Origin of the sequence: Ochrobactrum chromiisoli (assembly GCF_026241335.1) — a bacterium.
Classification (GTDB): Bacteria; Pseudomonadota; Alphaproteobacteria; order Rhizobiales; family Rhizobiaceae; genus Brucella; species Brucella chromiisoli.
Genome location: NZ_JAPHAV010000001.1, coordinates 779,743 through 802,993, shown reverse-complemented (window position 1 = coordinate 802,993; position 23,251 = coordinate 779,743). Strand labels below are relative to the sequence as shown.

Genomic DNA, 23,251 nt, shown 5'->3' with positions numbered 1-23,251 from the left:
TGGAGATTTCATGTTTTTCCGTCCATCCGCCCGCTGCTCGATTTTCCCTCGTTTTGCCACCCTTGCAACGGGTGCTGCTCTTGCTGTGGCAGTCGCAACAACGCCATCCCTAGCGCAGGAAAAGCCCGCGCAGCTTCCAGCGCCAACGCAGGCACCGGCAGCACAGCCGCAATCGCCAGCAACACCGCAGCAGAGTGGCACGCTCAAGTCGCAGCATGGTGCGTGGGCAATTCTCTGCGATACGCCAGCGGGTGCCAAGACCGAACAATGCGCGCTTATCCAAAACGTGGTTGCGGCTAAACGCCCAGAACTTGGTCTATCGGTTGTGGTTCTGAAGACAGCCGACAACAAAGCGCGCATCCTGCGCGTTCTCGCCCCACTCGGCGTGCTGCTGCCAAACGGCCTTGGCCTCAATGTCGATGGCAAGGATATCGGTCGCGCTTATTTTGTGCGCTGCTTTGAAGATGGCTGCTATGCAGAGGTCATCCTTGAAGATGAGCTGCTCAAGACGTTTCGCAACGGCAAGTCTGCAACCTTCATCGTCTTCCAAACGCCTGAAGAAGGTGTGGGCATTCCTGTAGATTTAAAGGGATTTGGCGAAGGCTTCGACGCTTTGCCATAAGCTCAAGGTTGTTCTCGACCGATTTAACGCTTACATCCTGTGGCAAACACATGCCGCAGGATTTATTTTATGAAGAGCCTGATCGATAGTTTCGATGCCAACCGCGACGATATAGAACGCCTTGTTTCGCAAAGCCTGAAGGGCAGTGACGATGGCGAGCTGTTCATGGAATATCGGGAGGCGGAAGCACTTGTTTTCGACAATGGACGCCTCAAAACTGGCTCTTTCAATCAGGATCAGGGGTTTGGTCTGCGCGCAGTTTCCGGCGAAGCCATTGGCTATGCCCATGCCGGAGACTTGTCACTTGCAGCGCTCAAGCGCGCTTCCGAGGCCGTTTCAGCCACTTTAACGGGCCACAGCGGCGCCTATGCCGCCGCCCCCGCAGGCACCAACCGCCATCTTTATACCGACGAAAACCCGATCGGCTCGCCAACCTTTGATGCAAAGGTTCAGCTTTTGCAAAAGATAGACGCTTATTTACGCGCCAAAGACCCCAAAGTGCGGCAGGTTTCTGTTTCCATCGCCGGATCATGGCAGCAGGTGGAAATTCTACGTGCCGATGGCCATTTCGTGCGCGATATTCGCCCGATGGTGCGCCTGAGTGTTTCGGTTGTGGCCGGCAATGGTGACCGTCAGGAATCCGGCTCGCACACACTCGGCGGACGCAAAGGCTTTGGCGATTTCATCACCACCGAAAGCTGGCAAGGCGTTGCCGATGAAGCACTGCGTCAGGCGCTCGTCAATCTGGAAGCCATCCCCGCGCCCGCTGGCACTTACGACATTGTGCTTGGCAACGGCTGGCCGGGCGTCATGCTGCATGAAGCGGTCGGTCACGGACTTGAAGGCGACTTCAACCGCAAGAAAACATCTGCCTTTGCAGGTCTGCTCGGTCAGCAGGTTGCATCGAAGGGCGTCACGGTCGTTGATGATGGCACGATTTCCGAGCGTCGCGGCTCGCTGACCATTGATGACGAAGGAACACCGACCAATCGCACGGTGCTGATCGAAGATGGTAAGCTCGTCAATTATATGCAGGACCGTCAAAACGCGCGCCTGATGGGGATGAGTGCTACCGGCAACGGGCGGCGTGAATCCTATGCACACGCCCCTATGCCGCGCATGACCAACACCTATATGCTGTCGGGTGACAAATCACCGGAAGAGATCATCGCTTCCATGAAGAAGGGGATTTATGCCGTCTCTTTTGGTGGCGGACAAGTCGACATCACCTCCGGGAAGTTCGTGTTCGGCTGCACGGAAGCCTATATGATCGAAGACGGCAAGATAGGCGCGCCGATCAAGGGCGCAATGCTGATCGGCAATGGCCCGGATGCGATGCAGCGTATTTCGATGATTGGCAATGACATGAAACTTGATACCGGCTCCGGCAATTGCGGTAAGGGCGGACAATGGGTTCCGGTCGGCGTTGGTCAGCCGCACCTTCGCATGGATCAGGTGACGGTCGGCGGCACGGCGGTTTAAATCCTGCTCATGCAACTGATCAACAAATATCTGCCAGATTATGGTTTCAGCGAAGTGCATGGTTGTGATGTCAGCGCTTCACCGGAAGTCGTCTTGCGGGCAGCCATGAGCTACCGGCCCGAAACAGACGCGTTTTTCCGCAGCATGATTGCATTGCGTGAAATGCCTATGCGCGCGCTTGCACAATTGCGTGGGCGCGAAAAGGCTGTTGCGCCACCTTTTGGCCTGCATGAATTTACACTGCTCGAACATCGGCCCGGCGAAGCACTGGTTTACGGACTCGTGGGGCAATTCTGGAAAACGGATTTCGGCCTCTATCAGATGCAAAGCGCTGACGATTATCTGGCTTTCAAGGTACCCGGCGTTGCAAAGCTTGCACTGGCCTTCACCGCAACCGAACAAGACGGCAAAACGCGCCTTGTCACCGAGACGCGTATTTTTTGCCCGGACCGCGCCAGCCACCGGCGTTTCACACCTTACTGGTATCTGATCCGGCCTGTCAGCGGCATGATACGGAGCCGTATTCTCAACGCAATCAGGCGTGCCAGCGAAACAGCAATTTGATAAAGGCCATCATATTGCAATCCAAAGCGTATAAAGTGCAAACTCATTCAGGATTGTGTGACGGAGGAGACGATGCCTGAAACGCCATATGACTGGAGCGGAAAACAGCCTGAGAAGCACTCACGCCAGAAGCGCATGATGGTGATTGCGGCGGCGAGCATGATCGCCCTGCTTTTCACGCTGGCCGTGGTGGATGCGATCCTCATTCTGCTTGATTGAAATTATCATTCCGTGCAATTTTTATTGCGATCAAGCACTCAGCCCATCGGTAACCGTGATCACCGTTCTGCTCACCAATCCTGATTGTCGGATGCGAGCCACAGAGCGGTTTTTGCAATGTCGTTCCGCCCGTCCCATAGGTGTTATGGCGGCAATCCTATAGGTCGATCAGGATTGCCGCCCTGTGCGCGATTGAGCGTATTGGTCGTGCGAGCCCGAATAGCATTCACCCGTATGCCTTCCGGTGCCGCTCTCTGCCTGCTTTCAGATTTCCGGGTTTTCCTCCAAAAGCCCTTCGACAAAATCAAAAAGGCCCGGACGGCGATCGCGGCGCAGACGCTCGGCAACGATAATCCCTTTGATGCCGGAATAGGAGCGCTCAAGGTCTTCATTGATGACGATATAGTCGTATTTCACCCATTTCTGGATTTCAAAACGCGCATTCTGCAAACGGGTTTCGATCACATCAGCGGCATCTTCCGCCCGGCGGTTAAGACGGTTCTGCAATTCGCGCATCGTGGGCGGCAGAATGAAGATCGACACCACATCGGCAGGCATTTTGGCCTGCAATTGCTCGGCCCCCTGCCAGTCGATGTCAAACAGCATGTCCTGGCCGTCCGCAAGCGCTTCCTCAGCGGTCTGGCGCAATGTTCCGTAGAAATTGCCGTGCACTTCCGCCCATTCGATCAACTCGTCATTATCACGCAGCCGTTCAAATTCACGCTTGGTGATGAAATGATAATGGACGCCGTTGATTTCGCTCTGGCGACGCTCACGTGTGGTGACGGAGATCGACAGCGACAGTTTCATATCCGGATCACTGAGCAGCTGCCGCGCGATTGTGGATTTTCCCGCGCCCGATGGCGACGAAATCACCACCATCAAGCCTCTGCGTGCAATGCCATATTCGACCGAAGAGATGGCCATTTTCCGTTACTCCAGATTCTGTACCTGTTCGCGAAACTGATCGACAACCGCTTTCAGCTCAAGGCCGATTGCCGTGATCGATGCTGCATTCGATTTTGAGCAAAGCGTATTGGCTTCGCGATTAAATTCCTGTGAAAGAAAGTCAAGCTTGCGCCCGATTGGGCCACCGTCAGCAAGTAGCTTGCGCGCAGACGCCACATGGGTTTCAAGCCGGTCCAGCTCTTCCTGAATATCTGCCTTTGTCGCCAGAAAAGCCGCTTCCTGATAAAGCCGCGCGTCATCAAAATCGCGTCCGGTTTCCATCAGCAAAGCCACTTGATTGTTCAGCTTTGTACGAATGGCTTCTATGCTGCGGGATGGATCATTGCGTGCTTCCTGCGTCAGTCGTTCAATCGTATCGACATGCCCGGATAAAATAGTGAAAAGCGACTGTCCCTCATGCGTGCGCGCTTCGGCAATCGCTTTCAGCGCCCCCTCAAAAGCCGCAACGACCGCGGCCTCAAGGCCTGCACGGGCATTTTCGTCATCGCTGACCTGTGCCTGATCGATAACTCCGCGCAGTGACAGAATGCCATCAACGCTTGCAGGCTGAAGTCCATGGCGGGCCTGTAGTTCCGCACCAAGTTTCAGCACCTCATCAAGCATCGCTTTATTGATGGTGAAGCCTGCCTGCGCTTCTGCGCGTTCAACCGCGAGACTGGCCTGAAAGTTGCCGCGTGAAAAATAGCGCGCCAGAAGCGAGCGCACGGCGTGTTCAGCGATTTCCAGCCCCTGTGGCAGACGCAGCCGCAGATCCAGTCCCTTGCCATTGACCGAGCGAACTTCCCAAACGATGCGCGCTTCATTATCCGCTGCGCCATATTGCATCGCGTGGCGCGCAAACCCCGTCATACTCTGAAGCGCCATATGCTCTTTCCCTCAATGCGAAATAAAACCGCCCATTACTGGGCGGTGTTTTGCTGCTGTAGCTGGTTCTTTTCCTGTTCAACCGCACGCCATTTGCGCACATTGGCGTTATGTTCGGCCAAGGTCTTGGAAAAGACATGACCGCCTGTCCCATCCGCCACGAAATAGAGGTCTTCCGTATCCAGCGGATTGGCCACAGCTTCAAGCGCTGCACGACCCGGATTGGCAATGGGTGTCGGCGGAAGTCCATTGATAATATAAGTATTATATGGCGTTGGCTTTTCGAGGTCCGACTTGAAGATCGGGCGATCGGATGGCTTACCTGCACCGCCAAACAATCCATAGATGATCGTCGGATCGGACTGGATGCGCATACCCTTGTTCAAACGATTGACAAAGACCGAAGCCACATGCGGGCGCTCCGAAGCAATGCCCGTTTCTTTTTCAACAATCGAAGCAAGCGTCACGAACTCATTCTTGTCCTTGATCGGCAGATCAGGGCGACGCTTCTCCCACGTTTCATCAATCAGCTTCTGCTGCGATGCAATCATGCGGTTGATGATTTCTTCGCGCGTTGTACCGCGTGTGAAATTAAGCGTATCGGTAAAAAGCCCGCCTTCCGGCGGCATTTCTTTTGGCATGTCGCCAACCAATATTGGATCTGCCGAAATACGATCGAAGACCTGCTTGACCGTCAGGCCTTCCGGGATTGTCAGCGGATACATGATCGACTTGCCACTGATGAGAATATTCATCACATCGCGCATCGTCGCACCGGCTGGGATGGCATATTCGCCAGCTTTCAGATCATTTTCATGACCGTAAGCGCGCATACCATAACGGAAAATACGGGCATCACTGACGATTTCGCGGTTTTCGAGGCTGTTGGAAACTTCCGACACACCGGCACCACGCTTCACGAGGAAGGTGGTTTCCGCGGTCAGAGGACCAGCAGCGTCAAACTGAAGCTTGCCAAAATAGAACAGCGCCGAGGCGCCAAGCAGAAGAAGCACCAGCAGCGACAACATGAAATTCATGAAGACGACGATCTGGCTACGCGCATGACGCGACCGCTTACGCGGCGGCGGCGTACCCGGTTCCGGGCGAAGAGCCTCTGAAGCCGACTTTGGCACGAAAGGCTTGGATGCCGCGGCCTGTTCAGGTGTTGCGGTAGCCTGTGGCTGCTGCTCAGCAGGACCGGCTCCGGGCTTTTCTTCTGAACTCACTCCATCACCTCGTCCTGAACCTCATATGAAACGGCATACAAATCAAACAAATTCTGTCAGATCACACTAACGCAATTAGCAGGTTTAAACATCGCATCGGGTTATATTTTGGCAAAAACGCGGAGAAATCCCCGCGTTTTTGAATAAATCGTCATTTCTTAGTAATCTACTCAAGAGTAACGGCGCAGAACCAACGAAGCGTTTGTGCCACCAAAGCCGAACGAATTCGACAAAGCCACATCGATTTTGCGTTCGCGCGCTTTGTGCGGAACCAGATCAATTTTGGTTTCGACCGCCGGATTGTCCAGATTAAGCGTTGGTGGCGCAATGTTGTCGCGAATTGCCAGCGTTGAGAAGATCGCTTCTGCAGCGCCAGCAGCACCAAGCAGATGGCCGATTGCGGATTTTGTCGAAGACATGGAAATCTTCGAAGCCGCATCACCGACGACGCGTTCAACGGCACCCAGTTCGATTGTATCGGCCATGGTCGACGTGCCATGTGCATTGATGTAATCAACCTGATCAGGAGCAATATCTGCACGCTTCAGTGCCGCAACCATGCAGCGCTCTGCACCTTCGCCGCTCTCGGTTGGAGCCGTGATGTGATAAGCGTCACCCGAAAGGCCATAGCCAACCACTTCGGCGTAAATCTTTGCACCGCGTGCAAGAGCATGGTCCAGCTCTTCGAGAACCACAACGCCTGCACCCTCACCCATGACGAAACCATCGCGGTCACTGTCATAAGGACGCGAAGCTGCGGTCGGATCGTCATTGCGCTTGGTGGACAGCGCCTTGCATGCGGCAAAACCTGCCAGCGAAATGCGGCTAACCGGCGATTCCGTACCACCGGCAACCATCACATCTGCATCGCCAAAAGCGATCAGACGCGCTGCATCGCCAATGGCATGAGTTCCGGTTGCGCACGCCGTTACCACGGAATGGTTGGGGCCGCGCAGTCCGTGTTTGATGGAAACATGGCCGGAAGCCAGATTGATCAGACGACCGGGAATGAAGAAAGGCGAAATACGGCGAGGGCCTTTGTCGCGCAGCGTATAGCCAGCTTCAACAATGCCCTCAATACCACCAATACCGGAACCGATCAGAACGCCGGTGCGAATCTGATCTTCGTCGCTTTCCGGATGCCAGTTTGCATCGTCCAATGCCTGATCGGCAGCGCCGACCGCATAAACGATGAACGGATCAACCTTGCGCTGTTCCTTTTGTTCCATATGGAGGTCGGGATTGAAGGTGCCATTGGTGCCATCGCCAACCGGAATACGGCAGGCGATCTGGCAGGCCAGGTCATCAACTTCAAACTCTGTGATGCGGCGAGCACCGCTTTCACCGGCAACAAGACGTTTCCAGGTCTCTTCGACACCGCTTGCCAGCGGCGACACCAAACCAAGACCGGTGATGACGACACGCCTCATATCCACCCCTTAAATTTGATAAATTTCATTGGAGCCATCCCGCAGGCGAAAATGCCTCATACGGACGATGCTCACTTAAATATCGAACTGCATATGAAACGACCGCATCGGGCCATTTCCAGCAATCGCTCTTCGCTTTTTCCGGGCACAGGGCTTAAACGCCTGACCAGAAGACAAGCAGGGCCGGGATTCGGAAGAATCCCAGCCCTTAAGCTCAGATTAGGCAGAAGCCTTATCGATGAACTTTACAGCGTCGCCGACCGTGAGGATCGTTTCTGCTGCGTCATCAGGAATTTCAACGCCGAATTCTTCTTCGAAAGCCATGACCAGCTCGACGGTGTCGAGGCTGTCTGCACCAAGATCATCGATGAAGCTTGCACCTTCGGTGACCTTGTCGGCATCTACACCCAGATGCTCAACAACGATTTTCTTGACGCGCTCTGCGGTATCGCTCATGTCGGAACCTCGACCTGTTTGTTTACTTGCTCTGCCTTGGTTAGCGGCATGCATGATTGTAATCAAGTTATAAGATGCCTGCCAAGTTTAGAGTACACTTCCTTTGACAGACATCCTGTGGATATTCCTTGCGGAACAGGATTACGGCATCTCTCTATCGAAACACCGGAACTCTCGTCGGGCGCATTACCATGCTTCTTGAGCGAGGCAAAGCGCATTTTGGTTTTCACCATCCGACTTTAAGACTTTTTATACCGTAAAATATTGATTGAACAGCCTGTAAAAGACCATCAAATCATAGCCATGCCGCCATTGATATGCAGCGTCTGACCAGTCACGTATGCGGCTTCGTCGCTTGCCAGATAAACAACCGCAGCAGCAATATCACCACCAACGCCCATACGCTTCATGGGGATACTGCCCATGATTGCTTCCTTCTGCTTCTCGTTCAGCTTGTCGGTCATCGCCGATTCGATGAAGCCCGGAGCAATGCAGTTCACCGTGACATTACGGCTTGCGATTTCCTGCGCCAGCGACTTCGAAAAGCCGATCAAACCAGCCTTGGACGCGCAATAATTTGCCTGACCCGGATTGCCAGTCACACCGACAATCGACGTAATATTGATGATACGGCCATTGCGGCGGCGCATCATCGGATGGGTCAATTCGCGCGTCAGATTGAACACAGACGTCAGATTGACATTGAGCACCGCATCCCAGTCTTCGTCGCTCATACGCACAAAAAGGCCATCACGGGTGATGCCGGCATTGTTGACGAGAATGTCGATGCCGCCCATTTCTTCCTCAGCCTTCTGACCAAGTGCCTTGACGGCTTCGCGGTCGGAAAGGTTGGCAGGAAAAATGAAAGTGCGCTCGCCGAGATCGGCAGCCAGTTCTTTGAGCTTTTCTTCGCGTGTGCCATGCAGGCCGACGATTGCGCCCTGTGCATGAAGTGCACGGGCAATCGCCTCACCTAAGCCCCCGGTCGCACCGGTTACAAGAGCCTTGCGGCCAGTCAGATCAAACATCTCAGATCCTTTAGCTATTCAATGCAGCGAGCGCCGCAGCTATTTCTTCAGCCGAACCAACGGTTACGCCGCTCACATCTTTGGAAATGCGGCGCGCAAGACCCGTCAGGACTTTGCCTGAACCTACTTCATAAAGCGTCGTGACGCCATTGCCTGCAAACCATTCGACAGTTTCGCGCCAGCGCACCTGGCCTGTGACCTGTTCAACCAGCAAATCGGCAATCTCATTGGCATCCGTCACAGGTGCCGCGCGCAGATTGGCAATGAGCGGTACAACCGGATTGTGCTTTTCAACTTGTGCCAGCGCTTCGCGCATGGCATCGGCAGCAGGAGCCATCAGTGTCGAATGGAACGGTGCAGAGACAGGCAGCATGATGGCGCGCTTGGCGCCCTTTTGAGAAGCAAGCGAAGCTGCAAGTTCTACAGCAGCCTTGGCGCCTGAAATCACAAGCTGACCGCCGCCATTGTCATTTGCGATCTGGACCGGGCCAGAAGCTTTGGCTTCCGCGCAGATGGATTCAACATCGCTGTGCTCAAGACCGATAATGGCGGCCATTGCGCCTTCACCAACCGGAACAGCCTTCTGCATCGCATTGCCACGAATGCGCAACAGACGCGCGGTATCGGCGAGCGAAAAAGTACCGGCAGCACAAAGGGCTGAATATTCGCCAAGCGAATGGCCGGCAACATAGGCAACCTTGTCTTTCAACGAAAAGCCCTGCGCTTCCATGACGCGCAGCGTCGCAATGGAAACCGCCATCAAGGCCGGCTGCGCATTGGCGGTCAGAGTGAGCACATCTTCCGGGCCTTCGAACATCGTGGCGGAAAGCTTTTCACCCAGAGCCGCGTCCACTTCCTCGAAAACAGCGCGCGCTTCAGCGAACTGCTCGGCCAAAGCTTTGCCCATGCCAACTGCCTGGCTACCCTGCCCCGGAAAGGTGAATGCTACCGCCATGAATGCCTCACTTTAATACAACAATTTTGCGCGATGTGCCCCATCACAGGGCGAAAAGTCAAGTATTTGTGGTTTTTTACGCCCCCCAACGCTTGCAAAGCAGGGGAAAAGCACGTATTGAGCGCCCGTTCGTTGCTGGCATTAGCTGGGGGCTGAACGGAGGAGCGTGCAGTTCTTCAACACTTTGTTGAATTGTCCGTGGAAGTCGTAAGCGCTTCTGCCTCCCGTGTCTCCGCTCTCGATTGTCTTTACCCAAGCGTCCTTTCTTCTCCGGTTTTCCGGCAAAAGAGAAGTCGCAGAGGCTTAGCCGTTAGTGTCAGCGAAATGAAACAGAAGAAAGGCAAAGCCAATGGCTCTTTATGAACATGTGCTTCTTGCCCGCCAGGACATTTCCCAGCAGCAGGTCGACGCTCTCGTCGAACAGTACAAGGGTGTCCTCGAAGCTAATGGCGGCAAGGTCGGTAAGGTTGAAAACTGGGGTCTTCGTCCCCTCACCTACCGCATCAAAAAGAATCGCAAGGCGTATTACACGCTCGTAAACATTGATGCACCGGCAGCAGCCGTTGCTGAAATGGAACGCCAGATGCGTATCAACGAAGACGTTCTTCGTTTCATGACCATCCGCGTTGAAGAACACGAAGAAGGCCAGTCGGCTATGCTTTCGCGCCGCGACGAACGTCGTGACCGCGATGGTGATGACCGCGGCCCACGCCGTCCACGTGAAGGCGGTTTCGACCGTGGTGATCGCGGTGATCGTGGCCCACGTCGTCCACGTGACAATGAAGCTGGCGAAGGAGCATAATCATGGTTGATATCAATCAGATCCCAACCCGTCGTCCCTTCCATCGTCGTCGCAAGACCTGCCCTTTTACAGGTCCAAATGCACCGAAGATCGACTACAAGGACATCAAGCTCCTGCAGCGTTATATTTCGGAACGCGGCAAAATCGTTCCTTCGCGTATTACGGCTGTCAGCCAGAAGAAGCAGCGTGAACTCGCCAAGGCGATCAAGCGCGCTCGTTTCCTCGGCCTGCTTCCATACGTTGTTAAGTAAGGTCTGAGTGAAGTAAGACTTTTGGGGAGGCGATTCTTCGCCTCCCGATTCTTCCCGGATACGATGGGCGTAACCGGAGTACGAAAATCCCAAGTTGGGGCTATCGCGTGGAAACGCCGCCTCTAACTGCAAAACCGGGAAAGCCGGAGCAGGACAGCGAATTTATGAAGTTCAATGGAACCATCATTGGAGTCGGCATATTGGCGGGGCTTGCCTCGGCACTGATGTCGTCTGGCGTCATCGCCCAGTCGGGTATGGCGGTGGTTCTCTATTTCCTGACACCGCTACCGATTTTTGTTGCTGCACTGGGCTGGGGTTCGAGCGCGGGGATTATCGCTGCTGCTTGCGCCACCCTTGCTGTTGGTGTCGTTGCAGCACCTTTAGCAGCGCTGCTTATGGCTCTGACAAGCTATGCGCCAGCGGCGATCGCTGCTTATCTTTCAGGTCTTGCCCGCCCTGCCTCCGAACTCGGCGGCCCGAAGGATTTGATGGTCTGGTATCCGCTGTCGGACATCGTTTTCCGTCTCGCGCTGATGGTTGCTGCAAGCTTCATCATCATCGGTTTTATTCTGGGCTTCGGACCAGATTTGGCACGAGAATTCGCCAACACCTTGATCGACAGCCTCGCAGCCGCTGACCCACAATTCACGCCAAGCGACGAGATGCGCCAGAATGTCAGTGCGCTTTTGATGGTGGCACTGCCAGCAGTTCAGCCTGCAGCGTGCCTGGCTATTCTCGTCGGCAATCTTTATCTGGCTCTGCGGCTGACCGCCCTTTCGGGCCGGCTGCGCCGTCCGCGTGATGACTGGCCCGCAACCATGCGGATGCCACGCCCAGCGCTTTTGGTTTTTGCGGTCGCACTTGCTGTTGCATTCTTGCCGGGCCCTGCCGGTCTCATTGCGACGGTGGTTGCGGGTGCACTGAGCTTCGGTTTCATGATTGCAGGTCTTGCGACCTTCCATCAGCGCACGCGTGGCAAGCCATGGCGCCCGGTCGCGCTCTGGCTCATCTATGTCGCGATCATACTCTTCGCATTCCTGCTTGTCGTCTTCATGGTTTTCGGCCTTTTCGATACATCGCGCGGCGCACCAATTTCGAAAATTCCGAACACAGACAACCAATAAATCCAAATTTAAATCTCGAAAGGAAACTCAAATGGACGTTATTCTTCTGGAACGCATCGCTCGCCTCGGTCAGATGGGCGACACTGTCAAGGTTAAGGACGGCTTTGCCCGTAACTTCCTTCTGCCACAGGGCAAGGCTCTTCGTGCCAACGAAGCCAACCTCAAGAAGTTCGAAGGCCAGCGCGCACAGCTCGAAGCTCAGAACCTTGAGCGCAAGACAGAAGCTGAAGCCGTTGCAACCAAGCTTGATGGCGAATCCTTCATCGTTGTTCGTTCGGCTGGTGAAACCGGTCAGCTCTACGGCTCGGTTTCGACCCGTGACATCGCTGACATCATCACTGCAAATGGCTTCAACCTGCACCGCAACCAGGTTGAACTGAAGCATCCAATCAAGGCCATTGGCGTGCATGAAATCGTCATCTCGCTGCATCCTGAAGTCGAAGTTACGGTTTCCGTAAATATCGCTCGTTCAACTGAAGAAGCTGAACGTCAGGCAAAGGGTGAAGACCTGACTTCGATCGAAGCCATCTACGGCATCGAAGAAGCTCCTCTTGCTGAAGAATTCTTCGACGAAGACGAAGAAGCAGAAGATCAGGCTTAATTTAGCCATCGATTGAGTTGTGCGTGCCTGCTTTTATTGCAGGCATTCCCACAATGGTAAACTTTATATGATCATGCCCGGCGGTCTCTGTCGGGCATTTTCTCTTTTCAGATCAGAAAATTTGCCTATTCTTCATATTAGATTGTGATTGGAGAGGGTGCTGACGGAAACGTTCGTGCTTGCTCAGGCTATAAGCCAGAGGCCAATTGACCGAAGGGGAATTGCCTGAAAATCTGATGACAGCGCGGCGCATAATTCAGGGAACACGCCGCTCTGCCATGCAACCGTACGAATGTTTGCACTTGCTCCAATCATGCATCGACCCAAAATCGGAATCGATTTTGGAAAACACGATGCGAACCTGAAGATTAGAGCGTCTCTTGCGCGTCCTGTGGACGCAAGGCGCTCTGAGGAGGGAGATGGGGCCTATGCATGCAATGCTGCGAACAGTTTTAGTGCATATGATCAAAGTGGGTGATCTGTCGGTCACCGATTCTGATGGGAATGTTTTTCAATATGGGGACAAGACCGGGGAACCGGTTCACATGCGTTTTAATACGCGTCGTGCCGAACGCGCGGTGGCGTTTGATCCAGAGTTAAAACTAGCCGAATGTTTCATGGATGGCGAAATCGATTTTATTGATGGCGACATCTATAATCTGCTCAAGATCGTCTTCGAAAACACAGGTCCTACGGCTGCGACCGAGCCATGGATGAAAGCCGTCGGCAAAATTCGGGTGCTGTTGCGTCGCTTCCAGCAAATGAATACCATTGCGCGCTCATCCAGCAATATCAAAAGCCATTATGATCTTTCAGGCGCGCTTTACGATCTCTTTCTTGATCCGGACAAGCAATATTCCTGCGCCTATTTCGAAACGCCAACTGCGACACTGGCTGAAGCCCAACTCGCGAAGAAACGCCATATTGCAGCGAAACTTCTCGCCAATGAAGGCGATAAGATATTGGATATTGGTTGTGGCTGGGGTGGTATGGGGCTTTATCTCGCCCGTTATCTCAAAGCCAATGTGACCGGTGTCACGCTTTCAGAAGAACAGCACGCTATTGCCAATAGACGCGCCGCCGAGGAAGATCTCACGGACCGCGCAAAGTTTCAGCTTACCGACTATCGCAACATTGATGATCAGTTTGACCGGCTGGTATCAGTTGGCATGTTTGAACACGTGGGTGTTGGTCACTTTGCGGAATATTTCCAGCATGCCGCGCGGCTGTTGAAACCGGATGGTGTTTTTCTGCTCCACGCTATAGGCCGCGCAGATGGTCCCGGTGCAACCAATCCATTCATCCGCAAATATATTTTCCCCGGTGGCTATATCCCTGCCCTTTCAGAAGTCCTCCCGCATATCGAAAAGGCAGGACTTTATGTGACTGACATTGAAATCCTACGGCTTCATTATGCGGAAACGCTCAAAGAATGGCGCTATGCTTTTATGGCTCGCCGCGAGGAAGCCAAGGCGCTGTATGACGAGCGCTTCTGCCGTATGTGGGAGTTTTATCTTGCTGCTTCTGAAAGTGCGTTCCGTTGGCAGAATATGATGGTGTTCCACATTCAAATTGCGCACAAGCAGGAAGCTGTTCCGCTCACACGCAATTACATTGAGGCAGAGGAAAAGCGCTTAAAAAGGCTCGATAGCGCGCCCAAAGGCGCCAACAGCGAAACGCAAATGCCAAAAAAGCGCGTGAAAGCATAAAAAGACAAGCTGGAAAAATGGTCTGCGTGAATCGCTCACACAGACCACCTCACCTTACTTTTCTTGCGGAACACCGGCTTCCCACTTGTCCCAGTTGGTTGTGATGTCATCGACGACCGGCGCACCGACAAGATAGATGTTCCTGACTGTTTCAGCGAAACCACCTGCGGTTTCACCGGGTGCCGGATCAAGGTGCTGGAGTGTTGTTTCGTTCGGATTGCCCTGATCAAAATTGACCGCGCCGCGCAAACTGAGAATGCGGTCTGTTCCGAACTGACGCTTGATAACAAGCGCAATCGCCGCTGCTTCCATTTCAGTGATCAGATAGTCATCCGCACCGTAAAGCTTAGCAATATACTGTGCTTCATCAGACAGGCCCGGACCGTGGAAGAACGTATCACCCGTCATATGGGTACCTTCCTTCAAAGATGGCGCTGACTGTGCGGCTTTATTGGGGTAACGCATGCGGTAAGCTTGAGCTTCTTTGGAATCTTCGAGCTTCACGTCTTTGCCAAGACGCATGGCAGCGGCGACCAGATCGGGATTGAGCTTGAAAACGCGATAATCTTCATAGCCTTTGCGTGGCATAAACACCGGTTCACCCGATTTGCCTTCTTCCGGCGCCCAACGGTGCCCAAGATCATAATCAACAAGCCATGTCGCCCAACTCACATCCCCGATCGTCCCACGCGAAGGCGGAGTGCCTGCAACCCCAGACAAAACGTAATAGCTTTTTGAGAAATCAAAGGCCGGATCGAGCAGAATCGCCTGCATGCTGGCAGACGAGTTGACTTTTCCCATGCCAAGGACCGCCCCACACACACCATCGTCATTGCAATAGACCGGCTTGAAAGCGCCTTTTACCTTGATGGGTTTTGCATCTTTCCAATAGCGTTCATACCAGTTCTGAAATTCGCCAGCGCGATCACCGCTATTTTTGCCAATCTCGAACATTGCCGCGATAAAAACCTTAACCTTGATCGGCTCCGCTGCGGCCACAGGAAGCGACAAAAGTGAAAAAAAAGCGATGGCTGACAGCCATGCAGATAAAAGACGATAACGCATGCAAAGAATCCCTCTGAGGTTTGTTTTTTTGTTTCGTAGCAGCCGCCATTATGGATCACAACGCTCGTCAAGCCTCCGTGCAAAAGATTGAACAGCGAACTGTGGAAGCCTGTGAATCATGGTATAGCTTGTCACTTCCAGCAGGAATCACCTTGAGGCTGCGTTGCGTTTGGCTTCACTTCAGGCCTAGCTGGGAAGATCAGAGACAGGATAGACGAACATGGCGGAAGCGGCGGTACGCAAACTTGACGATGCGCGCGATCAAAAAGACGCGCTTTATCGGGAAGCTCCTCACAACATTGAAGCAGAACAGGCACTGTTGGGTGCTATTCTGATCAACAATGATGCGTTTTACCGTGTTTCCGACTTTCTGAAGCCGACCCATTTTTTTGAGCCTTTGCATCGTCGCATCTATGAGATTTCGACCGATCTCATTCGCGTTGGCAAAATGGCCAATCCGGTCACGATGAAGACCTTCCTGCCAAATGAAGGCAAGATCGGTGATTTGACCGTATTCCAATATGTGGCGCGCCTTGCGACCGAAGCCGTCACCATCATCAATGCCGAAGACTATGGCCGCGCGATCTATGATCTTGCGACGCGCCGCGCTTTGATTGGCATTGGCGAAGACATGGTGAACGTTGCTTATGATGCGCCGGTCGATAATGCGCCGCAAGAGCAGATCGAAGATGCCGAACGCCGGTTGTTCGAACTGGCAGAAACCGGTCGATATGACGGCGGTTTTCAGGCCTTTAAAGATGCGGTCACCACCGCCGTCGATATGGCCAATGCCGCTTTCATGCGCGATGGTCATCTATCGGGGGTGTCTACAGGCATTCACACACTTGATAACAAGATGGGCGGTTTGCAGCCTTCCGACTTGATCATTCTGGCGGGTCGTCCGGGTATGGGGAAGACCTCGCTTGCAACCAATATCGCGTTCAACATCGCCAATGCCTATGAGGCCGAACAGCAGGCCGATGGCACAATGAAGGCCAAGAACGGCGGCGTTGTCGGTTTCTTCTCGCTCGAAATGTCTGCGGAACAGCTTGCAACGCGTATTATTTCCGAGCAAACGGAAGTTTCATCCTCGAAAATCCGCCGCGGCGATATTACCGAATCAGATTTTGAAAAGCTGGTCGCCTGTTCGCAGCACATGCAGAAGATTCCGCTTTATATCGATCAGACCGGTGGTATTTCGATTGCGCAGCTTGCAGCCCGCGCGCGACGTCTCAAGCGCCAGCGTGGCCTTGATGTTCTGGTGATCGACTATGTGCAGCTGATGACTGGCTCATCCAAGGCTTCCGCGCAAAACCGCGTGCAGGAAATTACCGAAATCACCACCGGCCTCAAAGCGCTTGGCAAGGAACTCAATGTTCCGATCATTGCGCTCTCACAGCTTTCGCGTCAGGTGGAAAGCCGCGACGACAAACGCCCACAGCTCTCCGATCTTCGTGAATCGGGCTCGATCGAGCAGGATGCGGACGTGGTGCTTTTCGTGTTCCGCGAAGAATATTATGTCAAAAACCTCGAACCCCGCGATGAGTTTGACCCGAAATATGAAGAGTGGAAACAACATTTTGAAAAAGTGCGCGGCACTGCCGACGTTATCGTCGCAAAGCAGCGTCACGGACCAACGGGCACGGTCAAGCTTGCCTTCCAGGCTGAGTTTACGCGATTTGCAGATCTGGCCGAGGGGTCTTATATCCCGGAACAATATGAATAGTATTCTCATCAAAAAAGAGCGTGCCTGATGGCCAAGGCACGCGTTCAGTTCATCTGCCAGAATTGTGGCGCGGTTCATACGCGCTGGGCGGGTAAGTGCGACTCTTGCGGCGAGTGGAATACGCTCGTCGAAGAAGGCACCAATAGCGGCATTGGTTCCGGCCCCGGCTCCATGCTTTCAAAGCGCAAAGGCCGTGCGGTTGCCCTCACCTCGCTATCTGGTGAAATTGAAGATGCCCCGCGCATCATTTCCGGTATCAGCGAGCTTGATCGCGTCACCGGCGGTGGCTTTGTGCGCGGATCTGCCATCCTGATTGGCGGTGATCCCGGTATTGGTAAATCCACGCTCCTGACTCAGGCAGCAGCAGCCCTTGCCAATCGCGGGCACCGCATCGTCTATGTGTCAGGCGAAGAAGCGGTTGCGCAGATTCGTCTGCGTGCGCAACGATTGGGCGTTGCCAGTTCTTCGGTTGAACTGGCTGCCGAAACCAATGTCGAAGACATTCTTGCAACTGTTTCCGATGGCAAGCGGCCCGACCTCGTGATCATCGATTCGATCCAGACACTCTGGACCGATATGGCAGATTCCGCGCCCGGTACGGTGACACAAGTGCGTTCCTCCGCGCAAGCGATGATCCGCTATGCCAAGCAGACAGGTGCTGCCGTTGTTCTCGTCGGCCACGTCACCAAGGAAGGGCAGATTGCCGGTCCGCGCGTGGTTGAACATATGGTCGATGGTGTTCTTTATTTTGAAGGCGAAGGTGGGCATCAGTATCGCATTTTGCGGACCGTCAAAAACCGTTTCGGGCCGACCGACGAAATCGGCGTCTTTGAAATGTCAGACGGTGGTTTGCGTGAAGTGACCAATCCGTCTGAACTGTTTCTTGGCGAGCGCAACGAAAAATCGCCGGGTGCTGCGGTTTTTGCAGGCATGGAAGGCACGCGCCCGGTGCTGGTCGAAATACAAGCGCTCGTTTCCCCCTCCTCGCTCGGCACACCGCGGCGCGCCGTTGTGGGCTGGGACGGAAGCCGTCTTGCAATGATTCTGGCTGTACTCGAATCACATTGCGGCGTGCGCTTTGGTCAGCATGATGTTTATCTCAATGTGGCAGGCGGCTATCGTATCAGCGAACCGGCAGCCGATATTGCGGTGGCTGCAGCGCTTGTTTCATCAATTGCAGGCATTGCGCTCCCTGCAGATTGTGTTCATTTCGGCGAAATCAGCCTTTCAGGTGCTGTTCGTGCGGTTTCACATGCAGTACAGAGACTGAAAGAAGCCGAAAAGCTTGGCTTCAGACAAGCCGTTGTTCCTGGTGGAAGCAGCGAACTCTGGAAAGATCGCAACTTCGGCCTTATGGAAACAACAGCACTTTCGGACCTTGTGGTGCGCATTGCCGCATCGGGACCGAGTAAAAAAACTTGATCTGAGGCTATCAAGCTGTAGATCGTTGAAATTAATGAGCTTTAGCATGGGAAGATTTCGTCAACTTTCCGCTGTTAAACTATTGCAAATTTGACTGCCCCGCACGCGGCAAAGCCGGTGCGTATAAATTAAGGACAGGCCAGAATGCCGATTACCTTGCTTGATGGAATTTTACTCGGGATAACGCTGGTTTCCGCCGTTCTGGCGATGGTACGCGGTTTTTCTCGCGAAGTCCTGTCGCTGGTTTCATGGGCCGCAGCCGCCGCAGCCGCATATCTCTTTTATCAGCCGGTGCTGCCTTACCTGCAGCCTTACATCAACAACGAAACAATCGCGAAGATTGCAGCCGCTGGCGCAGTTTTCCTTGTTGTTCTGATTGTTGTCTCGCTGATCACCATGAAGATTGCCGATTTCATCATCGACAGCCGCATCGGTGCGCTCGACCGCACCTTAGGCTTTTTGTTCGGTGCTGCGCGCGGCGTATTGCTCGTTGTTGTTGCAATGCTGTTCTTCAACTGGCTGGTTCCGACAAACCAGCCAGCATGGGTCAATAATGCGAAATCCAAGCCAATGCTCGATTCCTTTGGCCAACAACTGATTGATTTGCTTCCGGCAGATCCTGAATCGGCTATCAAGCAGTTCAAGCCGGGTCAGGAAACGCAGGCTCCCGCAGGCGCCCCTGCCGAACAGCCGGTACCGGACGACACACCGGCTGCAAACTGATCCTGAACACCATTTTTTGAAACCGGCAGCATAAAGCTGTCGGTTTCATCTGTTTTTAGTCAAAGTCTTACATTATATCAGCGGCTGAAACGCACAGCATGTAAGGGACCGCTTTTAAAATAGCGCTCTTTCCTGTAAATGTTGCTTTTAGTAACCGCAATCGAAAGGCCTTGCGGACAATGTTCCAACAATCGCATGACGAAAACTCCTTTATGCTGGACGATGATACGTTGCATGAAGAGTGCGGTGTATTTGGCATTCTTGGCCATGAGGACGCCGCAGCGCTAACGGCTCTTGGTCTGCATGCTTTGCAGCATCGCGGACAGGAAGCTGCCGGTATCGTTTCCTATCACAACCGCCGCTTCCATTCGGAACGGCATATGGGTCTGGTGGGCGACCACTTCACGGATGCTTCGACGCTCAACCGCCTGCCCGGCGACCGCGCCATTGGCCATGTGCGTTATTCCACGACCGGCGAAACGATCCTGCGCAATGTGCAGCCGCTTTTCGCAGAGCTGGAAGTTGGCGGCATCGCAATTGCCCATAACGGCAATTTCACCAATGGCATTACTCTGCGCAAGCAGCTGATTGCTTCAGGCGCTATCTTTCAGGCAACATCGGACACCGAGGTCGTGCTGCACATGATTGCACGCTCACGTCAAGCCTCGTCGAGTGATCGCTTTGTCGATGCGATCCGTCAGGTTGAGGGTGGTTATGCGATGCTGGCATTGACCCGCACCAAGCTGATTGCAGCGCGTGATTCTATTGGTATCCGCCCGCTGGTGATGGGTGAACTCGACGGCAAGCCGATCTTCTGCTCGGAAACCTGTGCGCTTGATATTATCGGCGCGAAATATATCCGCGACGTTGAAAATGGCGAAGTCATCATCTGTGAAATTCAGAAAGATGGCTCCATCACCACCGATTGTATCAAGCCGGAAAACCCGCAACCAGAACGCCTCTGCCTGTTTGAATATGTCTATTTCGCGCGCCCGGACTCAGTTGTCGGCGGTCGCAGCGTTTATGTTGCGCGCAAGAACATGGGCATGAATCTGGCCAAGGAAGCGCCAATCGAAGCCGATGTTGTGGTGCCTGTACCAGATGGCGGAACGCCTGCGGCGCTTGGCTTTGCGCAGGCCAGTGGTATTCCGTTTGAATATGGTATTATTCGCAATCATTATGTCGGCCGCACGTTCATCGAACCAACGCAGAGTATCCGTGCCCTTGGTGTGAAGCTCAAGCATTCGGCCAATCGCGCGATGATTGAAGGCAAGCGCGTTGTGCTGGTGGATGATTCCATCGTGCGCGGCACAACCTCCGTCAAGATCGTGCAGATGATCCGCGATGCCGGTGCCAAGGAAGTGCATATTCGCGTCGCAAGCCCGATGATTTTCCACCCGGATTTCTACGGGATTGATACGCCCGACCGCGAAAAGCTGCTGGCGAACCAGTATGACAGTCTGGAGGCGATGTGCCGTTATATCGGTGCGGATTCGCTGGCGTTTCTGTCGATTGACGGACTGTACAAAGCAGTTGGTGGTGAAGCACGTGATCCAAAGGCCCCTGCCTTTACAGATCACTATTTCACGGGTGAATATCCGACCCGTCTCCTTGATCAGGAAGGCGAAGACAACGTTCACACGCTGTCACTGCTCGCCTCAAACGGCTGATCAATTGTCTTCACGCAGGCGGCTAAAAGGGCCGCCTGTTTCATATGTTAGCATTAAACTGGGGGTAAAATGAGTATCGACCTTACTGGCCGACTGGCTTTGGTAACGGGCGCGTCGCGCGGTATTGGCTATTTTCTTTCGCTTGAACTTGCAAAGCGTGGCGCACATGTGATTGCGGTTGCGCGCACGGTTGGCGGGCTTGAAGAACTCGACGATGATATTCGCAAGGTCGGCGGCAGCACAACGCTGGTGCCACTCGACATTACTGATATGGAAGCCATTGATCGTCTTGGCGGCTCCATTCATGAGCGTTGGGGCAAACTCGACATTCTGGTCGCCAATGCAGGTATTCTCGGCACGATTTCCCCCATCGGCCATATAGAATCCAAAGTTTTCGATCAGGTTATGAATGTAAATGTCACAAGCGTATGGCGCCTGATCCGCACAACAGACCCGCTGCTGCGCGCATCGGATGCAGGACGCGCCATTCTGCTTTCGTCAGGCGTTGCCCACACCTGCCGTGCTTTCTGGGCGCCTTATGCCGCTTCAAAAGCCGCTGTCGAGGTGATGGGGCGCAGTTGGGCCGAAGAAACCAAGCAGATGAAGCTGAACATCAATTCGGTCAATCCGGGTGCAACCCGTACCGCCATGCGCGCCAAGGCTATGCCGGGAGAAGATCCCGAAACGCTGCCGACCCCGCAATCAGTGGCCGAGAAAATCGTCAAGCTTGCCGATCCGAAGCTGGATGTGAGCGGCAAGCTTTTTGATGTGCGTCAGGACCGCTTCCTCGATTATCATATGCCTTCCTGATTTACCGTTTCCGGCCTTGCACAAAACCAAGGCCGGAATTATTCTTTTTTTCTTTTCCGCTCCAGCCGCATCTTTCGGCCCTGTTTTTAGAGCGAACTTTCTCAACCAATCATGCGACCGCCTGTTTTCCCAACGTTACTGGAGGATCGATGACACACGCCTATCAGCAATTTATCATCATAAGCGGCGGCCCAGGTTCGGGCAAAAGCACGCTCATCGACGCGCTCGAACAAAAGGGTTTTTCCCGTAGTGTCGAAGCTGGCCGCGCGGTTATTCAGCATCAGGTTAGGATTGGAGGAAAAGCGTTGCCTTGGGCTGACCGTGTGCTTTTTGCAGAGCTGATGCTTTCATGGGAAATGCGCTCTTACGATCGCGCGCGCGAGAAAAAAGGGCCGGTATTCTTTGACCGGGGTATACCGGATGTTCTTGGCTATCTCACGCTTTGCGGATTGCCAATTCCGCAACACATGCGCCGGGCAGCGCTGATGATTCGATATAACAGAACGGTGTTTTTGGCCCCACCATGGGAAGAAATTTTCGCACAAGATAACGAACGAAAACAGAGTTTTGCCGAAGCCACCCAAACCTTCGAAGCGATTGAAAACACCTATAGGAAACTTGGATATGAAATCGCGCTCCTGCCGAGATCATCGGTTCAGGAGCGCGTTCATTTCATTGCACAAAGCTTGCCGTCAGCTTTCCGCTGACGGCTCATTTTCTAGCACTGTACGGCGGTCGGCAGCTTCGCGTTTGTTCCACGCAACGAGGCTGAATGGCAGGAAAGCCAGATAGGCCAATGCCGTCAGTGTCAGCGTGTGCCATGTGAAACTCATAAGAAAGGCCACATAGATAACCACGAGCAAGATCAACGGCATAACGAAATCGCGGCGAATGAGGCTTCCCGCCGATTTGCCATTATAGACCGGCAATCGGCTGACCAGCAGGAAGGCAATCGCCACAGTGAAAATCGCAACGGCAAAAGCCAGCCCCTTGCTTGGCGTAAGCCCGAGAAAGCCGAGATAAACAGGCAGCAACACCAGCATAGCACCCGCAGGCGCAGGCACACCGATGAAGTAATTGCTCTGCCATGGCGGACGGTTCGGGTCCTCCAGCATCACATTGAAGCGGGCCAGACGCAGGCAGCAGGCAATCGCATAAAGAAGTGCTGCGATCCAGCCGAAAGAGCGCGCCTGATCAAGCACATAAACATAGAGAACAAGTGCCGGGGCAACGCCGAAATTCACAATATCTGCGAGCGAATCCATCTGCTCGCCGAACTTAGACGAGCCTTTCATCATGCGTGCAACACGGCCATCCACACCATCGAGGAATGCCGCAATCAGCACCATCATCACGGCAAGTTCAAAGCGGTGCTCAAACGCCAGACGAATACCCGTCAAACCTGCGCAGATGGCAAGAACCGTGATGACATTCGGAACAACAATACGCAGCGGGATCTGCGAAAGTTTGGGGCCGCGCGAAGAATCCACGCGGCCATTTGGCTCAAAGGGTGGGAATGGTGTTTCCATCAGC

At 53.8% G+C, this 23,251-nt stretch carries 24 protein-coding genes; 15 read left to right on the top strand and 9 right to left on the bottom strand.

What is annotated here, in order from left to right; genetic code table 11:
* Positions 1-10: 10 nt before the first annotated feature.
* The 4 genes from OPR82_RS03825 (at position 11) to OPR82_RS03810 (ending at position 2,887) form a co-directional block, all read left to right on the top strand.
* Positions 11-622 carry an invasion associated locus B family protein gene (locus OPR82_RS03825; protein WP_265983105.1) on the top strand — a complete coding sequence of 204 codons (612 nt, stop codon included), beginning with the start codon at positions 11-13 and terminating at the stop codon, positions 620-622.
* A 69-nt stretch (positions 623-691) separates the two neighbouring features.
* Entirely contained in the window at positions 692-2,104 is a 1,413-nt protein-coding gene (gene tldD, locus OPR82_RS03820) for a metalloprotease TldD (protein ID WP_265983104.1), read from the top strand.
* Positions 2,105-2,113: 9 nt separating this feature from the next.
* Positions 2,114-2,668 (top strand): hypothetical protein, encoded by a 555-nt coding sequence (locus OPR82_RS03815; protein WP_265983103.1) that lies wholly within the window; start codon positions 2,114-2,116, stop codon positions 2,666-2,668.
* A 72-nt stretch (positions 2,669-2,740) separates the two neighbouring features.
* Positions 2,741-2,887: a hypothetical protein gene (locus tag OPR82_RS03810; protein WP_265983102.1), complete on the top strand. Its 147-nt coding sequence runs from the start codon at positions 2,741-2,743 to the stop codon at positions 2,885-2,887.
* 264 nt (positions 2,888-3,151) lie between these two features.
* Here the strand turns inward: OPR82_RS03810 and gmk are convergent, their stop codons facing one another.
* The 7 genes from gmk to fabD all read right to left on the bottom strand — a co-directional run bounded on the left by gmk (position 3,152) and on the right by fabD (position 9,815).
* Positions 3,152-3,814: a guanylate kinase gene (gmk, locus tag OPR82_RS03805; RefSeq protein WP_265983101.1), complete on the bottom strand. Its 663-nt coding sequence runs from the start codon at positions 3,812-3,814 to the stop codon at positions 3,152-3,154.
* A 6-nt stretch (positions 3,815-3,820) separates the two neighbouring features.
* On the bottom strand, positions 3,821-4,720 hold the full coding sequence (locus OPR82_RS03800; protein ID WP_265983100.1) for a YicC/YloC family endoribonuclease: 900 nt from the start codon (positions 4,718-4,720) through the stop codon (positions 3,821-3,823).
* Positions 4,721-4,755: 35 nt separating this feature from the next.
* On the bottom strand, positions 4,756-5,946 hold the full coding sequence (gene mltG / locus OPR82_RS03795; protein WP_265983099.1) for an endolytic transglycosylase MltG: 1,191 nt from the start codon (positions 5,944-5,946) through the stop codon (positions 4,756-4,758).
* Positions 5,947-6,116: 170 nt separating this feature from the next.
* Positions 6,117-7,376: a beta-ketoacyl-ACP synthase II gene (gene fabF / locus OPR82_RS03790; RefSeq protein ID WP_265983098.1), complete on the bottom strand. Its 1,260-nt coding sequence runs from the start codon at positions 7,374-7,376 to the stop codon at positions 6,117-6,119.
* A gap of 219 nt (positions 7,377-7,595) precedes the next feature.
* Complete coding sequence (locus OPR82_RS03785; RefSeq protein WP_002963616.1) at positions 7,596-7,832, bottom strand: acyl carrier protein; 237 nt, start codon at positions 7,830-7,832, stop codon at positions 7,596-7,598.
* Positions 7,833-8,122: 290 nt separating this feature from the next.
* Positions 8,123-8,860, bottom strand: a complete 738-nt coding sequence (gene fabG / locus OPR82_RS03780) for a 3-oxoacyl-[acyl-carrier-protein] reductase (protein WP_265983097.1) — start codon at positions 8,858-8,860, stop codon at positions 8,123-8,125.
* Between the two features lie 10 nt (positions 8,861-8,870).
* Positions 8,871-9,815 carry an ACP S-malonyltransferase gene (gene fabD / locus OPR82_RS03775; RefSeq protein ID WP_265983096.1) on the bottom strand — a complete coding sequence of 315 codons (945 nt, stop codon included), beginning with the start codon at positions 9,813-9,815 and terminating at the stop codon, positions 8,871-8,873.
* 349 nt (positions 9,816-10,164) lie between these two features.
* Here fabD and rpsF point away from each other — a divergent pair, with 349 nt between their 5' ends.
* The 5 genes from rpsF to OPR82_RS03750 all read left to right on the top strand — a co-directional run bounded on the left by rpsF (position 10,165) and on the right by OPR82_RS03750 (position 14,302).
* Complete coding sequence (gene rpsF, locus OPR82_RS03770) at positions 10,165-10,617, top strand: 30S ribosomal protein S6 (RefSeq protein WP_265983095.1); 453 nt, start codon at positions 10,165-10,167, stop codon at positions 10,615-10,617.
* Between the two features lie 2 nt (positions 10,618-10,619).
* Positions 10,620-10,868: a 30S ribosomal protein S18 gene (rpsR, locus tag OPR82_RS03765; protein WP_022712184.1), complete on the top strand. Its 249-nt coding sequence runs from the start codon at positions 10,620-10,622 to the stop codon at positions 10,866-10,868.
* 164 nt (positions 10,869-11,032) lie between these two features.
* Entirely contained in the window at positions 11,033-11,992 is a 960-nt protein-coding gene (locus tag OPR82_RS03760) for a DUF2232 domain-containing protein (protein ID WP_265983849.1), read from the top strand.
* 31 nt (positions 11,993-12,023) lie between these two features.
* Positions 12,024-12,593 (top strand): 50S ribosomal protein L9, encoded by a 570-nt coding sequence (rplI, locus tag OPR82_RS03755; RefSeq protein ID WP_265983094.1) that lies wholly within the window; start codon positions 12,024-12,026, stop codon positions 12,591-12,593.
* Positions 12,594-13,021: 428 nt separating this feature from the next.
* Entirely contained in the window at positions 13,022-14,302 is a 1,281-nt protein-coding gene (locus OPR82_RS03750; protein ID WP_265983093.1) for an SAM-dependent methyltransferase, read from the top strand.
* 54 nt (positions 14,303-14,356) lie between these two features.
* Here OPR82_RS03750 and OPR82_RS03745 read toward each other — a convergent pair whose 3' ends face one another.
* A complete protein-coding gene (locus OPR82_RS03745) occupies positions 14,357-15,367 on the bottom strand; it encodes a purine-nucleoside phosphorylase (protein ID WP_265983092.1) in 1,011 nt (336 codons plus the stop codon).
* 220 nt (positions 15,368-15,587) lie between these two features.
* On the opposite strand from OPR82_RS03745, the gene OPR82_RS03740 reads away from it, so the two are divergent.
* From OPR82_RS03740 to OPR82_RS03715, 6 genes are all read left to right on the top strand, one after another.
* Positions 15,588-17,093 (top strand): replicative DNA helicase, encoded by a 1,506-nt coding sequence (locus OPR82_RS03740; protein ID WP_265983091.1) that lies wholly within the window; start codon positions 15,588-15,590, stop codon positions 17,091-17,093.
* Between the two features lie 27 nt (positions 17,094-17,120).
* Complete coding sequence (gene radA, locus OPR82_RS03735) at positions 17,121-18,515, top strand: DNA repair protein RadA (RefSeq protein ID WP_265983090.1); 1,395 nt, start codon at positions 17,121-17,123, stop codon at positions 18,513-18,515.
* A 144-nt stretch (positions 18,516-18,659) separates the two neighbouring features.
* Entirely contained in the window at positions 18,660-19,238 is a 579-nt protein-coding gene (locus OPR82_RS03730; RefSeq protein ID WP_265983089.1) for a CvpA family protein, read from the top strand.
* Between the two features lie 212 nt (positions 19,239-19,450).
* Positions 19,451-20,908 carry an amidophosphoribosyltransferase gene (gene purF, locus OPR82_RS03725; RefSeq protein WP_323054536.1) on the top strand — a complete coding sequence of 486 codons (1,458 nt, stop codon included), beginning with the start codon at positions 19,451-19,453 and terminating at the stop codon, positions 20,906-20,908.
* A 69-nt stretch (positions 20,909-20,977) separates the two neighbouring features.
* Entirely contained in the window at positions 20,978-21,718 is a 741-nt protein-coding gene (locus tag OPR82_RS03720; protein WP_265983087.1) for an SDR family NAD(P)-dependent oxidoreductase, read from the top strand.
* A gap of 149 nt (positions 21,719-21,867) precedes the next feature.
* Positions 21,868-22,425 (top strand): AAA family ATPase, encoded by a 558-nt coding sequence (locus OPR82_RS03715; protein ID WP_265983086.1) that lies wholly within the window; start codon positions 21,868-21,870, stop codon positions 22,423-22,425.
* Here the strand turns inward: OPR82_RS03715 and pssA are convergent.
* Positions 22,411-23,247, bottom strand: coding sequence for a CDP-diacylglycerol--serine O-phosphatidyltransferase (gene pssA, locus OPR82_RS03710; protein WP_265983848.1), 837 nt, complete (start codon positions 23,245-23,247; stop codon positions 22,411-22,413). The two genes, OPR82_RS03715 and pssA, sit on opposite strands and share 15 nt — an antisense overlap.
* Between the last annotated feature and the right edge of the window lie 4 nt (positions 23,248-23,251).